The following is a 13,447-nucleotide window of genomic DNA, read 5'->3' on the forward strand; positions in this document are numbered from 1 at the left end:
GCCTGTCCGTCGACGGGCCATTGGGTGTGGAAACCGTCGTCGCCCGCGCCGACCCTTCGTTGGCGATGGCGGGCGTTGCGGTAACTCTGCCGCCAGCGGCCTTCCTGCAGGCGACGGCCGATGGCGAAGCCGCGCTGGTGTCGGCAATGCAGTCGGTCGCCGGGCGTTCGAAGCGCGTGGCTGACCTGTTCGCGGGCTGCGGCACGTTCAGCTTTCCTCTGGCGGCAAAGGCGCGCGTCGAAGCGATCGACGGTACCGGGGCGGCGATCCGCGCGCTTGAAACCGCCGCGCGGCGGGCGGAGGCGCGTATCGGCACGCAACATCGCGATCTGTTTCGCAAGCCCCTGTCGGCAGACGAGTTGAACGCGTTCGATGCAGTTGTGATCGATCCCCCGCGCGCTGGGGCGCAGGCGCAGTGCGCGAATCTGGCCCTCAGCCGGGTGCCGGTCGTTGCCGCTGTCAGTTGCAATCCCGCGACCTTCGCGCGCGATGCTGAAACACTGGCGAGGGGAGGCTACACGCTGCACCGGCTGTGGCCGGTCGCGCAGTTCCGCTGGTCGACCCATGTTGAACTGGTGGCCGAATTCCGGCGCTGAGCATCGCCGCTGGTCAGCGGCGATCCGGCATGGCAGAAAGCGGACGAGAGAGGGATGGGAGGATATGATGGCCCGAACCCTCGTCGCAGCCTTGTTGTTTTGTGCTGTCACTACTTCGGCTGCGTGTGCTGCCGTGTTTGATCCGCGCGACCACCGCCGCCCGCTTGCCGGACAGCCAACCGAGATCATGGTGTTGGGGACACCCCACCTTGCCAACCTTGGCGGTGGGTTTTCACCGGACAACCTGCGATTGCTGATCGAACGGCTGTCTGGCTGGAAGCCTGCCGCGATCGCATACGAGGGATTGTCCGGTATCGAATGCGAAGGAATTCGCCGGAATGCCGCCCTTTACCCAGAGGGGACACCAGACGATTATTGTTTTGATCCAGCCGCTGCCGGACAAGTTGCCGGGATGGACGTGCTGGCGGCAACCATCGCGGCTGGACAGATGCTGGCCGATCCGGCGATTGGGCGGGAACCAGCGCAGCGCCGGCGCCTAGCCCTGCTGTTCCTCGCCGCCGGAGAGCGCGCGTCAGCACTGGTGCAATGGTTGCAGCTCCCTCCATCGGAAAGGCGCGCAGACGACGGGCTTACAGAAGCTGCTGTCTGGCGACTGAAATCGCCGATGCAAACTAGGGGGATACATCCAGGGGGCGGAGCCGGCCGGGCCCGCCCCCTTGTTTTAAACGAGCCTGTGCGCCTCAGTCGTTGAAGATCGACGCCCAGCGATGCTTGGGGCGGCTCTTCCAGGCGCCACGGTGATAGGCGTCGGAGGCCAGCAGCGGGATGACGCTGCCTGCCTCGGCATAGACCATCTGTTCGTGCACGGTCTGCACCTTGCCCCAGCTCGCCGCTTCCTGCAGCGTCGAGGACGAGCAGGCGCCGTCGCGCACGTCGGCAACGGTGATCTGCACGGCATATTTGTGCATTTCCACATCTTCGTGGCCAAGGATTTCCGCGCACACAACGGTATCCTGAATGAAGTTTTTCGGCACGCCGCCGCCGATCATCAGCAGGCCCGAAGCACCCGCCTTGATTTTGATGTCGGTCAGTTCGCGAAAGTCGGCGATCGCGTCGAGGACCATGTAGGGTTTGCCTGCCTTCATACGCTCGACCTGGTGCTTCACCAGCCCGAACCCGGCCGACGAGTCGACGAACGCCGGGCAGAACACCGGGACGTCATGTTCGTAGGCGAGGCGGACGAGGCTGTTCTCCTTCTTGCCGTGCTGCGCAAGATATTTCCCCATCTCGCGGATGAAGGCGCGGCTGGAATAGGCCTTTGGCTCGAGGCTGTCGGCGATCTGGCCGATGGTCGAGTCGCAATCCTGCAGTTGCTCTTCGTCGATGTAGGTGTCGTAGATGCGATCAATGTACAGTGATCTCAATGTATTGTCGTCGGGAATTTCCAGCGCTTGATAATGTTTGTGGCCAAGGCCTTCGAAGAAATCCATATCGACGATCGACGCACCGGTGGCGACCACGGCATCGACCATGTTGTTGCGCACCAGATCGGCATAGAGGTCCATGCAGCCGCCGGCCGACGTGGAACCGGCGATCACCAGGAAGATCGTCGCGTCCTTGTCTTCCAGCATCTGGTTGTAGATGCGGGTGGCGCGGGCAAGATCACGGCTGGTGAAGCTCATGTTCGCCATCTGGTCGATGATCGGGCGGGCATCGAAGCTTTTAATGTCGATGTGTTCGACCTGCTTCGAAAGAAGCTCGGCCTTGCGCTGCGGGTTCACTTGGTCGGTCATGCGTTGCTCCAAACGGGAAAATTCCCCCGCACAGTGTGCTGGCGGGGGAGGGTTTTCATGAACGGTTGATGGGCCAGCTAGCTGCGGGCGACAAGCCCCAGCGGCACCACATTTTCGGGAATGCGTGGGCTGCCGCCAACAGGAATCAGCGACGCCATCGGTGCATCGGAAACGGCAACGGTTTCGCCTTCGCCGAATCCGTTGAAGCCGGTGCGCATGGCCTGCCCATAGGCACCCAACTGGCCGATCTCGATATAGTCGCCGGATTTCACGTCTGCCGGAAGGACGAACGGGCCTTTCATGTGGTCCATGTCGTCGCAGGTGGGGCCATAGAATGAAAAATCCATGGTTTCTGCGGCCGATCCATCCGCCCGCACCAGACGGACCGGATAGCGCCAGTCGACATGGGCGGCGTCGAACAGCGAACCATAGGCGCCGTCGTTGATGTAGAGTTCGTTGCCCCGGCGCTTTTCGACGCGAACCAGCACGCTTGCGTAGTCCGCCGAGAGCGCCCGACCAGGCTCGCACCAGAGTTCGGCCGAATAGGATACCGGCAGTTGCTCGAACGAGCGCTCGATGACGGCGAAATAGGTTTCGAGGCTTGGCGGCTCCATTCCCGGGTACGAGCTTGGAAAGCCGCCGCCCACGTCGATCACGTCGACGGTGACGCCGGCCTCTACGATCGCGGCGCGCACGAAGGCCATGGCATCGGCATAGGCCGCAGGGCTCATGGCCTGCGAGCCGACATGAAAGCAGATGCCCAGCGTGTCGGCGGCCTGCCGGGCCGCCAGCAGCAGGGCAGGGGCTTCGGCGACGCCGATACCGAACTTCGATGCAAGGCTGAGCTTCGAGTGCGCCGACGAAACCTTGAGGCGTACGCAGAGCGTCAGGTCGCTTGCGGGGGTTCCGTCGGTCGCGCAGGCGCGGACGATCTTCTGCAACTCTTCGTGGGTGTCGAGGCTGAAGATGCGCACGCCATGCACATGGTAGGCTTCGTGAATCGCTTCCTCGGCCTTCACCGGGTGCATGAACGCCAGCACTGCTTCAGGCAGCAGGCCGCGCACCAGCCGGACCTCGGCGATAGAGGCGACGTCGAAATGGCGGATTCCGCCTGCCCACAGGGTTTCGATGAGGTGCGGCGATGGATTCGCCTTCACCGCATAGAAGCTCTTGCCGGAAAATGCCGTTACGAAGAAGCGCGCTGCATCGAGTGCGGCTTCGGGACGGACGAGGGTTACGGGAGCTGCCGGTCGCAGCTCGCGCGCTACCCCCAGCGCGTTATGGCTCGCGTGCAATTCAAGGGACCTCCACAAGGCAGTTGACGACAAGCTGCCTTGCGGTGGAAGTCCCATGGGGCAGCGGGGGGCATATGGGATCGTCGGACCGCGCTGTAAAGGGAAAAATGTGCCGTTTGCGCCAGCAGGTTGGGAACGCGGCACAGACGGTCATCGCCCGAGTGGCGCGGGCCGCGGTTTCGGGCCTCAGTGCTGCTGCCGGGCGGCTACGAAATCGGCCAGCGAGCCGATGCTTTCGAACAGCTCGCCGCTGACGTCATCGTCGTCGATCAGGATATGGAATCGATCCTCCAGCGCTGTCAGCACCGTGGCGACCGCCATCGAATCGAGTTCCGGCAGGTTGCCGAACAACGGCGTGGAGCGGTCAAGCGACGCCGTGATCGCCGGGTCGAGCGAAAGCACTTCGCCCAAAACGGCAACGAGTTGCTGCACAAGGCTGTCGGGGGCGGTGGTCAGGCGTTCCACGTTCTTTCTCGCGCTTTCTCGTGGGTTGCTCGCCGGGCTGTCCGGCGCTCCGGCAAGGTCGCGCGGCATAGCTTTGCCCGGCCGCCATTGCAACTGCGGCCGCCCGCCCATAGAAGCGCCGGGCAATGGCAACGCCCTTCGTCAAGATGCATGGCCTCGGCAATGATTTCGCCATCTTCGATGCGCGCGATGCCGATATCCCGATGCCGCAACAGCGTGTGCGCTTGCTGGCCGACCGGCGGCTTGGCATCGGCTGCGACCAGTTGATCCGGCTTGAGCGGTCCGTCATCGCCGACGTGTTCATGCGCATCTTCAACCCCGATGGCTCGGAGAGCGGCGCCTGCGGCAACGCCACGCGCTGCGTAGCGCACATGCTGGGCGGCAACGTCAGGATCGAGACGGCGACCGGCGTGCTGACGGCGGAAGCAGCAGGGGCGGCGATCGCAGTGGATATGGGGGCGCCCCGGTTCGGCTGGGACGAAATCCCGCTGGCCTTTGCGATGGATACGCTGGCGCTGCCGCTTGGCTGGGGCGCGCTTTCCAATCCCGTTGCCGTCGGTATGGGAAACCCGCACGCGGTGTTCTTCGTCGATGATGTGGCGGCGGTTCCACTGGAGGCGCTTGGCCCTGAAATCGAGGTCGACCCGGTGTTTCCTGAGCGCGTGAATGTGAACGTCGCGCAAGTGGTGGGCCGGAACCATTTGCGCCTGCGCGTCTGGGAACGTGGCGCCGGGCTGACGCTGGCCTGCGGATCGGGCGCCTGTGCAACGTTTGCCGCCGCCCGCAGGCGGGGCCTCGTCGACGATAGTGCGAACGTGTCGCTTCCGGGGGGCGATCTGCTGATCGCCGAGACGGGAACAGGCGCATTGCGGATGACCGGGCCTGTCGCCACCAGCTTCACCGGCGAGACGCTGCTTTGAACGCAGCCACAATCCTGACGCATGGATGCCGCTCGAACCTTGCCGAACGCGATGCGCTGGCGGCCTTGGCCCCCGATGGCGCGACCGTCGTCAACAGTTGCGCAGTGACGGCCGAAGCGGTTCGCGATGCGCGGGCGGCGGTGCGCAAGGCGGCGGCGAACGGCCCGGTCTTTGTAACCGGATGCGCTGCAACCATCGAACCCGCGCGCTTTGCCGACCTTGCCCAGGTGATCCCCAACGCTGCAAAGTTCCGGCCGGAAAGCTGGGGGCGCACCGGCGAAGCGCCGGTGATCGCCACCCGGCAGAGCCGCGCCTTCGTTGCGATCCAGGATGGCTGCGATCACGACTGCACCTTTTGCGTGACGCGGCTTGCGCGCGGTGCTTCACGTTCGGTGCCAACGGCAACCGTGGTCGGCGAAATCGCGGCACTGGTGGCGAGCGGTGTCAGAGAAGTCGTGCTGACAGGGATCGACGCCACCAGCTACGGCCACGATCTGCCCGGCGCGCAATCGCTTGGGCGGCTGGTGCAGGCGGTACTGCTGGGGGTGCCCGATCTTCCCCGGCTGCGGCTGTCGTCGCTGGATGCGGCCGAGGCCGATGACGCGCTGCTGGAAGCCTTTGCCGACACGCGCCTGATGCCGCATGTGCATTTGTCGTTGCAATCGGGCGACGACATGATCCTGAAACGCATGAAGCGCCGCCACAACCGGGCAGACGCGCTGCGCCTGATCGAGCGATTGCACCGCGCGCGCGCCGGCATCGCCATCGGCGCCGATCTGATCGCCGGTTTCCCGACCGAGGACGAAGCAGCGCACCGGAACAGCCTGACGCTGATTGCGGATGCCGGGCTTGCCCATGCGCATATATTTGTGTTTTCGCCTCGCCCCGGAACTGCCGCCGCGCGGATGCCGCAGGTGCCTGCTGTTGCCGCCCGTGCCCGCGCGGCAGAACTGCGGGCGTTGGCGGCTGCACAGCACAATGCAGTGCAGCGGGCGATGTTGGGGCGCGAAACGGTGGTCGTCAGCGAGGGGAGGGCAGGCATCACCCCGAACGGCATGAAGATGCGGCTGGGCAGGCCGGCGCCGCGCGGCACGCTGGTGCGCTGCACCCCCACCAGTATCGAAAACGGAGAGTTGGCCGAATGAACGGCGATGACGTTACCCAGAAGGCCGGGTGGCTCCAGCGGATGCGAGACGGCCTGTCGCGCTCGTCGGAAAAGCTGGGGCAGAATCTGAACTTTCTGATCGGTGGCGGCCGCATCGAGGCCGAGGATCTGGAAACCGTCGAGGAAGCGCTGATCGCGGCCGATCTGGGGCCGACAGTTGCCGCGCGCATCGTCGGCAAGCTGGCCGAAGCGCGGCTTTCGGGCGACATCGACATGAGCCGCGTGCGCCAGACCGCCGCCGACGAGATTTCGGCCATACTGGCGCCGCTGGCGAAGCCATTGCTGGTGACTGCGTTCCCGCGCCCGCACACCATTCTGGTGGTCGGCGTAAACGGCAGCGGCAAGACGACGACGATCGCCAAGCTGGCGCATAATTTTCAGGAAGACGATTATTCCGTGCTGATGGCAGCCGGCGACACCTTCCGCGCGGCGGCCGTCGAGCAGTTGAAAATCTGGGGCGGCAGGCTTGGGATCCCGGTTATTTCCGGCAAGCCCGACGCCGATGCCGCAGGGCTGGCGTTCACCGCAATGGAGGAATCGCGCGCTTCGGGGCGCGATGTGCTGCTGGTGGATACGGCGGGGCGGCTGCAGAACAAGTCTGGCCTGATGGATGAACTGGCCAAGGTTCGCCGTGTGCTCGGGCGGCAGGCGCCCGGCGCCCCGCATGACACCATTCTGGTGCTCGACGCGACGACCGGGCAGAACGCCCTTTCACAGATCGAGATTTTCCGCGAGGTTGCAGGCGTGACCGGGCTGGTGATGACCAAGCTCGACGGGACTGCGCGCGGGGGCGTGCTGGTGGCGGCTGCCGAGAAATTCAAACTGCCGATCCACGCCATCGGCGTCGGCGAGAAGCTGGGCGACCTGCGACCGTTCGATGCAGCGGCCTTTGCGGCAGCCCTGACCGGAGCCAATTGATGCACGAACCCGTTGCCCGCCGGGAACTGACCGGCTGGAAGAAGCTGGCGGTCGATTTCGGGCCGCTGCTGGTGTTTTTCGCCGCCTATTCCCGCTTTGGCATTTTCGCCGGAACGGCCGCGTTCATGGCAGCGACAGCGGTGTCGATGGTCGCGGCCTGGCTGCTGGTGCGGCACATCCCGGCGATGACATGGTTTTCGGCCATTCTGGTTGGCGTATTCGGCGGACTGACGCTGTGGCTGAAAGACGAGACGTTCATCAAGATCAAGCCGACGATCGTGTTCCTGACATTCGCGGCGATCCTGTTTTTTGGCCTGTTTCGGCGCCGTAACTATCTGAAACTCATCATGGGTTCTGCGTTCGAAGGGTTGTCCGAACGCGGCTGGGAGCTGCTGGCCTGGCGCTGGGCTTTCTTCTTTCTGGTTCTGGCCGGCCTGAACGAGCTGTTCTGGCGCTTCTTTCCAACCAACATCTGGCTGCACTTCAAGCTGTGGGGCGACACTCTGCTGACGTTTGCCTTTGCGCTGGCGCAGATGCCGATGCTGACGCGGCATGGCCTGCGGCTGGAATCCAGGGCGGACGACAACTCCGGCGGCGGCGACAAGGGCTGACCGGCGGCGCGCTACCTCGCGTCCTTCAGGGGTTTTATTCCCGCGCCGTTTCCCTATCTTTTGGGGGCAACGGTTTTGAGGGAGAGATATGATGCGCGAGGCGCTGCGATTTTACATTGATGGTGCATGGGTCGAGCCTGCGGCCGGGTCTTCGGTGCTCGATGTGATCAATCCGGCGACGGAGGCTCCGATGGGCCGGATCGCTATGGGTGGCGCGGCCGATGTCGACCGTGCGGCGAAGGCAGCGCATGCGGCGTTTCCCGGTTTCAGCCGCTTCACCGTGGCCGAGCGTCTGGAGCTTCTGGGCGCGATCGCAGCCGAGTATCAGAAGCGCTACCCCGAGATTGCGGCGGTCATCACCGAGGAGATGGGCGCGCCTTCATGGCTTGCCAGCCAGGCGCAGGCGGCGCTTGGCGTCGGCCATTTTCAGACGGCGATGGCGGTGCTGAAGGATTATCGCTTCGACGAGGAGCGCGGCGGCACGCTGATCGCCAGGGAACCGATCGGTGTTTGCGGCTTCATCACGCCGTGGAACTGGCCGATCAACCAGATCGCCTGCAAGGTGGCACCAGCGCTGGCGGTTGGCTGCACCATGGTGCTGAAGCCTTCGGAAGTAGCGCCGTTCAACGCCATCCTGTTTGCCGAAGTGCTGCATGCAGCCGGTGTGCCCAAGGGCGTGTTCAATCTGGTGAACGGCGATGGGCCGACGGTGGGCGCGGCGATCTCCAGCCATCCCTTGATCGACTGCGTAAGCTTCACCGGCTCGACCAGAGCCGGCGTCGAGGTGGCGCGCAGTGCGGCGCCCTCGGTGAAGCGCGTGAGCCAGGAACTGGGCGGCAAGTCGCCGAACATCGTTCTGGATTCGGCCGACCTCCAGAAGGCGGTGGCCGGTGGTGTGCAGGCGATGATGATGAATTCCGGGCAAAGCTGCAACGCACCCAGCCGGATGTTCGTTCCACGCGCCAAGATGGAGCAGGCCAAGGCGATCGCCAAGGCGGCAGCGGAATCGGCGACCGTTGGCGACCCGACCGGCAACCACCAGCTTGGGCCGGTGGTGTCCGAGGTGCAGTTCAACAAGATTCAGGGCCTGATCCAGAAGGGGATCGACGAAGGCGCAACGCTGGTGACCGGCGGTGTCGGCCGACCGGACGGGCTGGACAAGGGCTATTATGTGAAGCCCACGGTGTTTGCCGACGTCACCAACGACATGACCATCGCCCGCGAGGAAATCTTCGGCCCGGTGCTGACGATGCTTGCCTATGACAGCCTCGATCAGGCGATCGACGAGGGCAATGACACGCCCTACGGCCTTGCTGCCTATGTGCAGGGCCCGGAAGCCGAAGCGCGCGCCGTGGCCCGCAGGCTTCGCGCCGGGCAGGTGAACCTGAACGGCGCCCAGCTTGACTTCATGGCGCCGTTCGGCGGCTACAAGCAGTCGGGCAACGGTCGCGAATGGGGCGACCACGCATTCGCCGAGTTCCTTGAAACCAAGGCGATCATCGGATGGGCGGCGCCCGCGCAGGCTGCTGAATAACAGCGTGCGGGCAGTGAAATGGCTTGCGGGGGTGCTGGGCGCCCTTGCGGCCTTGCTGATCGTGTTTCTGGCGGTCGGGTTGTGGAATGCAACCCGGCCGCCCGTTGTTGTGCGCATGAACATGGAACTGGCGGGTCTGCCCCCCGGCAGGCAGGTTCGTGTGCTGCTCATGTCGGACATCCACTTCGGCTATCCCGACATGCGCACACGGCGGCTTCTGGGGATCGTTGCCCGCGCCAATGCGCTGAAGCCGGATCTGATATTGCTGGCCGGCGACTATATGGGCGGAAAGCTGCTCGACTGGCCCGGCTCGATGCTGGAAGAAGCGCTGCCGCCGCTTGCCGGGCTGAAGGCGCCGCTTGGCGTGTTCGCGGTGCCCGGCAACCACGACGAGCAGACGTGGACGCCGCGCATCATGGCGAACCTCGTTCGGCCGACGCTGCTGGTGAACCGCAACGTCGATGTGGGACCGCTGGTCGTGGCCGGGATCGACACGATTGCCCACAGCGCCCGGCCGGGGCAGGCGCTGGCAGGCATCCCCGCCGGCAAGCCGGTGCTGGTGTTGCGCCATGAAGGCGATGCGATGCAATATCTTCCGCCGCTTCGCGCCAATCCGGCGATTGCTCTTGCCGGGCATACCCACGGCGGGCAGGTAGTTCTGCCGTTTGTCGGATCGGTTGGCGATCGCTGGTCTGGCGATCCGCTGTGCCGGCGCGGCCTGTGCGAAGTGAACGGATGGCGCCTGCTGGTGACATCCGGTGTCGGTACCAGCGTGCTTCCGATCCGCTTTGGTGTGGCGCCCGAAATGGTGCTGATCACCCTTCGGGCGCCAGATGCCGCCTATTCCACCGGCAGGAAATCCGCGACCGAAAGGTAGCGCTCGCCGGTGTCGTAGTTGAAGCCGAGGATACGCGCCTTGGGGCCAAGATCGGGCAGCTTTTGCGCGATGGCCGCAAGGGTTGCCCCAGACGAGATGCCGATCAGCATGCCTTCCTCGCGGGCGGAACGGCGCGCCCATTCCTTCGCGTCGTCGCCCGACACGCGGATAGCGCCATCCAGCAGCCCGGTGTTCAGGTTGCCGGGAATGAAACCCGCGCCCAGCCCCTGGATCGGATGCGGGCCGGGCTGCCCGCCCGAGATGACCGCCGACAATTCCGGTTCCACCGCGAACACCTTCAGCGATGGCCATTGCGCCTTCAGCACCTGCGCCACGCCGCTGATGTGGCCGCCGGTGCCAACGCCGGTAATGATGGCGTCCAGCGGGTCGTTGCGGAAATCGTCGAGAATTTCCTGCGCCGTCGTTCTTGCATGGACTTCGGTATTGGCGGGATTGTCGAACTGCTGCGGCATCCATCCGCCGGGCGTCGTTGCCACCAGTTCTTCGGCGCGGGCAATCGCGCCCTTCATGCCTTTTTCACGCGGTGTCAGATCAAAGCTTGCGCCATAGGCCAGCATCAGCCGTCGCCGTTCGATGCTCATGCTGTCGGGCATTACCAGGATCAGCCGATAGCCCTTTACCGCCGCCACCATGGAAAGGCCGATCCCGGTGTTGCCGCTCGTTGGTTCGATGATGGTGCCGCCCGGCTTCAGTGCGCCGGATTTTTCGGCGGCCTCGACCATGGCGAGCGCGATCCTGTCCTTGATCGAGCCACCGGGGTTGCTTCGCTCGCCCTTGATCCACACTTCGGCGTTGGGAAACAGTTTCGCCACCCGTACATGCGGGGTGTTGCCGATGGTTTCCAGAATACTGGCTGCACGCATTGCCGTCCTCCTTCTTCAGCCTTTCAATATGTCGGGCAGGTCCAGCCGGTCTGCATCGCGCAGTTCGGGGAATAGCCTTGCCCATAGAATGGTAACCAGAAGCGCCAGAAAGCCGCCGCCGACCGTTGCCGCGACAGGCCCGATCGCCGCTGCAACCACGCCCGCCCGGAACTCGCCAAGTTCGTTCGAGGCGCTGATGAACAGTTGCGACACGGCGGAAACCCGCCCGCGCATGGAATCCGGCGTATGCAACTGGATCAGCGAAGATCGCACATAGACCGACACCATATCCGCGCCGCCAAGCACGAACAGGCTGATAAGCGATATCGGCAGGCTGGTGGACCAGCCGAACGCCATTGTGGCGATGGCGAAGATGCCGACGTTCACGAACATCTTGCGCCCGACCGCGCTGCCCAGCGGGTTGCGGGTAAGCCAGAACGCGACCAGCGACGCGCCGACCGCAGGCGCTGCCCGCATCCAGCCGAGTTCGGCCGGGCCGACGTGCAGAACGTCGCGCGCGTAGATCGGCAGCATGGCATTGGCCCCCGCCAGAATAACGGCGAACAGATCGAGGGAAATCGCCCCAAGCACCACGCGGTTGGAGCGGACATAATCCAGCCCTTCGCGCACGGCGGCAAGGCCGGTGGCGCCGGTGCTTCTGGGCAGTTGTACCGGCGGGATGCGAAACAGCGACACCAGAGAAAGCAACAGCAACGCTGCGGCAATCAAATAGGGAAGGGCATCGCCGAAATCATAGGCGATGCCGCCCATCACCGGGCCAAGCACGGCGCCCGCCTGCCACCCCATCGAGTTCCAGGCGATCGCGGTTGGCAGCACCGTCGGTGGCACCAGATTGGGCGCCAGCGCGGAAAGTGTAGGCGAAGCGAAGGCGCGGGCGACGCCCAGCGCCACCGCCACCGCGAACAACGGCCAAAGCTGCGTTGAACCCGCCGCCGAGAACGCAGCGAGCGCCAGTGCGCAGGCAAGTTCCAGCGCAACGGCGGCGCGGGCGATGTAGCGCCGGTCCACGCGATCGGCGACCAGCCCGACCAGCAGGCTGAGCGCGAAAACCGGAAGGAACTGCGCCAGCCCGATCAGGCCGAGCAGAAATGCAGCTTCGCGCATGGGCATCGTCTGGCGGGCGATATCGTAAACCTGCCAGCCGATCACCACGACCATCATTACCTGGGCGAGCGTCGAGCCGACCCGCGCTACGAAGAACGCGCGGAACGGCTGGTATTCGAACGGGGAGGCTGGTTGTTCGGTCACGGCAACTCCGGGCTAGCAGCGCCAACGGCTGCTCACAAACGCATTTCGGCTTGGGGCGTGCATAGCAGCGCTGCTGGCGTCATGCCTCGTAGAATTGGGATGCTTTGCACGAGGCGCTGAACGTGGCAGCAATGGCGGCAAACGGCACGAGGGAGTCGCGCCGGGGGAGAATTGCTATGCACGTTCGCGCGGGCACATCGCTTGTGGCTGTTGCTTTCACCTTGCTGCTGGTTTCCTGCAGCAAACCGGCCGACAAGGCAGCGCCCGGAGCGTCCGCCGCGCAGGTGGACATCTATGCCAAAGCCGGTTCTGCCGGGAAGGAATGGCTGACCTATGGCGGCACCTACGACGAGCAGCGGCATTCCAGCCTGAAGCAGGTGAACGCCGACAATGTCGGCCAGCTTGGGGTGGCGTGGACTTACAACCTAAGCTCGAACCGCGGCATCGAAACGACGCCGATCATCCATGACGGGGTGATGTATGCGACATCGTCGTGGTCTGTGCTGCACGCTGTCGACGCGCGGACCGGGAAGCAGCTTTGGGTCTATGATCCCGACGTCGATAAATCGGTCGGCGTGAAGGCCTGCTGCGATGTGGTGAATCGCGGCGTTGCGATCAAGGACGGCGTGCTGTTTCTGGGCGTGATCGACGGACGGCTGGAAGCGGTCGACGCCAAGACCGGCAAACGCCTCTGGTCGGTGCAGACCGTCGATACTTCGAAGCCATATACCGTTACCGGCGCGCCGCGCGTGGTGAAGGACATGGTGCTGATCGGTAACGGCGGCGCTGAACTGGGCGTGCGCGGCTATCTTTCGGCCTATGACGTGAAAACCGGCAAGCTGGTCTGGCGTTTTTACACCGTGCCCAACCCCGACAAGAAGCCCGATGGCGCAGCCTCGGACGATGTTCTGGCTGGCAAGGCCAACGCGACCTGGGGCGACAAGGGCCTGTGGAAAACCGATGGCGGCGGCGGAACCGTCTGGGATTCGATCGTTTATGACGTAAAGAATGACCAGATCGTCTTTGGCGTTGGCAATGCGTCGCCCTGGAATGCGGCGCTGCGCGATCCCGAAGGCAAGGGCGACAACCTGTTCGTGTCGTCGATCGTGGCGGTCGATGCGAACAGCGGCAAATACAAGTGGCATTTCCAGACCACGCC

14 protein-coding genes are annotated in these 13,447 nt (G+C 64.5%); 9 read left to right on the forward strand and 5 right to left on the reverse strand.

Annotation, left to right across the window (positions count from 1 at the left end; translation table 11 throughout):
- Together AC16JP_RS10975 and AC16JP_RS10980 are read left to right on the forward strand one after the other, a co-directional pair.
- Positions 1-596 (forward strand): methyltransferase (locus AC16JP_RS10975; protein WP_484340654.1); only part of this gene is annotated, 596 nt, incomplete at its 5' end.
- Positions 597-663: 67 nt separating this feature from the next.
- Entirely contained in the window at positions 664-1,308 is a 645-nt protein-coding gene (locus tag AC16JP_RS10980; protein WP_484340655.1) for a hypothetical protein, read from the forward strand.
- On the opposite strand, the gene AC16JP_RS10985 is transcribed toward AC16JP_RS10980, so the two are convergent.
- From AC16JP_RS10985 to AC16JP_RS10995, 3 genes are all read right to left on the reverse strand, one after another.
- Positions 1,298-2,350: a 1,9-bis(guanidino)-5-aza-nonane synthase gene (locus tag AC16JP_RS10985; protein ID WP_484340656.1), complete on the reverse strand. Its 1,053-nt coding sequence runs from the start codon at positions 2,348-2,350 to the stop codon at positions 1,298-1,300. The genes AC16JP_RS10980 and AC16JP_RS10985 overlap by 11 nt on opposite strands.
- 77 nt (positions 2,351-2,427) lie before the next feature.
- A complete protein-coding gene (locus AC16JP_RS10990; RefSeq protein ID WP_484340657.1) occupies positions 2,428-3,645 on the reverse strand; it encodes a type III PLP-dependent enzyme in 1,218 nt (405 codons plus the stop codon).
- Positions 3,646-3,831: 186 nt separating this feature from the next.
- Positions 3,832-4,110 (reverse strand): acyl carrier protein, encoded by a 279-nt coding sequence (locus tag AC16JP_RS10995; protein WP_484340658.1) that lies wholly within the window; start codon positions 4,108-4,110, stop codon positions 3,832-3,834.
- A gap of 125 nt (positions 4,111-4,235) precedes the next feature.
- On the opposite strand from AC16JP_RS10995, the gene dapF reads away from it, so the two are divergent.
- The 6 genes from dapF to AC16JP_RS11025 all read left to right on the forward strand — a co-directional run bounded on the left by dapF (position 4,236) and on the right by AC16JP_RS11025 (position 10,135).
- The gene (gene dapF, locus AC16JP_RS11000) at positions 4,236-5,030 is read left to right on the forward strand and encodes a diaminopimelate epimerase (protein WP_484340659.1); all 795 of its coding nucleotides are present in this window, start codon (positions 4,236-4,238) and stop codon (positions 5,028-5,030) included.
- Positions 5,027-6,175 (forward strand): radical SAM protein, encoded by a 1,149-nt coding sequence (locus tag AC16JP_RS11005; protein ID WP_484340660.1) that lies wholly within the window; start codon positions 5,027-5,029, stop codon positions 6,173-6,175. The genes dapF and AC16JP_RS11005 overlap by 4 nt, the downstream gene beginning before the upstream one ends.
- Positions 6,172-7,113, forward strand: a complete 942-nt coding sequence (gene ftsY / locus AC16JP_RS11010; protein ID WP_484340661.1) for a signal recognition particle-docking protein FtsY — start codon at positions 6,172-6,174, stop codon at positions 7,111-7,113. Before AC16JP_RS11005 ends, ftsY begins: the two co-directional genes overlap by 4 nt.
- Complete coding sequence (locus AC16JP_RS11015) at positions 7,113-7,724, forward strand: septation protein A (protein ID WP_484340662.1); 612 nt, start codon at positions 7,113-7,115, stop codon at positions 7,722-7,724. Before ftsY ends, AC16JP_RS11015 begins: the two co-directional genes overlap by 1 nt.
- Positions 7,725-7,815: 91 nt before the next feature.
- Entirely contained in the window at positions 7,816-9,258 is a 1,443-nt protein-coding gene (locus AC16JP_RS11020; RefSeq protein ID WP_484340663.1) for an aldehyde dehydrogenase family protein, read from the forward strand.
- 13 nt (positions 9,259-9,271) lie between these two features.
- Positions 9,272-10,135, forward strand: coding sequence for a metallophosphoesterase (locus AC16JP_RS11025; RefSeq protein WP_484340664.1), 864 nt, complete (start codon positions 9,272-9,274; stop codon positions 10,133-10,135).
- Here the strand turns inward: AC16JP_RS11025 and cysK are convergent.
- On the reverse strand, positions 10,099-11,019 hold the full coding sequence (cysK, locus tag AC16JP_RS11030) for a cysteine synthase A (RefSeq protein ID WP_484340665.1): 921 nt from the start codon (positions 11,017-11,019) through the stop codon (positions 10,099-10,101). The genes AC16JP_RS11025 and cysK overlap by 37 nt on opposite strands.
- A 15-nt stretch (positions 11,020-11,034) precedes the next feature.
- Entirely contained in the window at positions 11,035-12,288 is a 1,254-nt protein-coding gene (locus AC16JP_RS11035; protein WP_484340666.1) for an MFS transporter, read from the reverse strand.
- Positions 12,289-12,464: 176 nt separating this feature from the next.
- On the opposite strand from AC16JP_RS11035, the gene AC16JP_RS11040 reads away from it, so the two are divergent.
- Positions 12,465-13,447 (forward strand): outer membrane protein assembly factor BamB family protein (locus tag AC16JP_RS11040; RefSeq protein ID WP_484340667.1); only part of this gene is annotated, 983 nt, incomplete at its 3' end.

Source organism: Sandaracinobacteroides sp. (genome assembly GCF_057137845.1).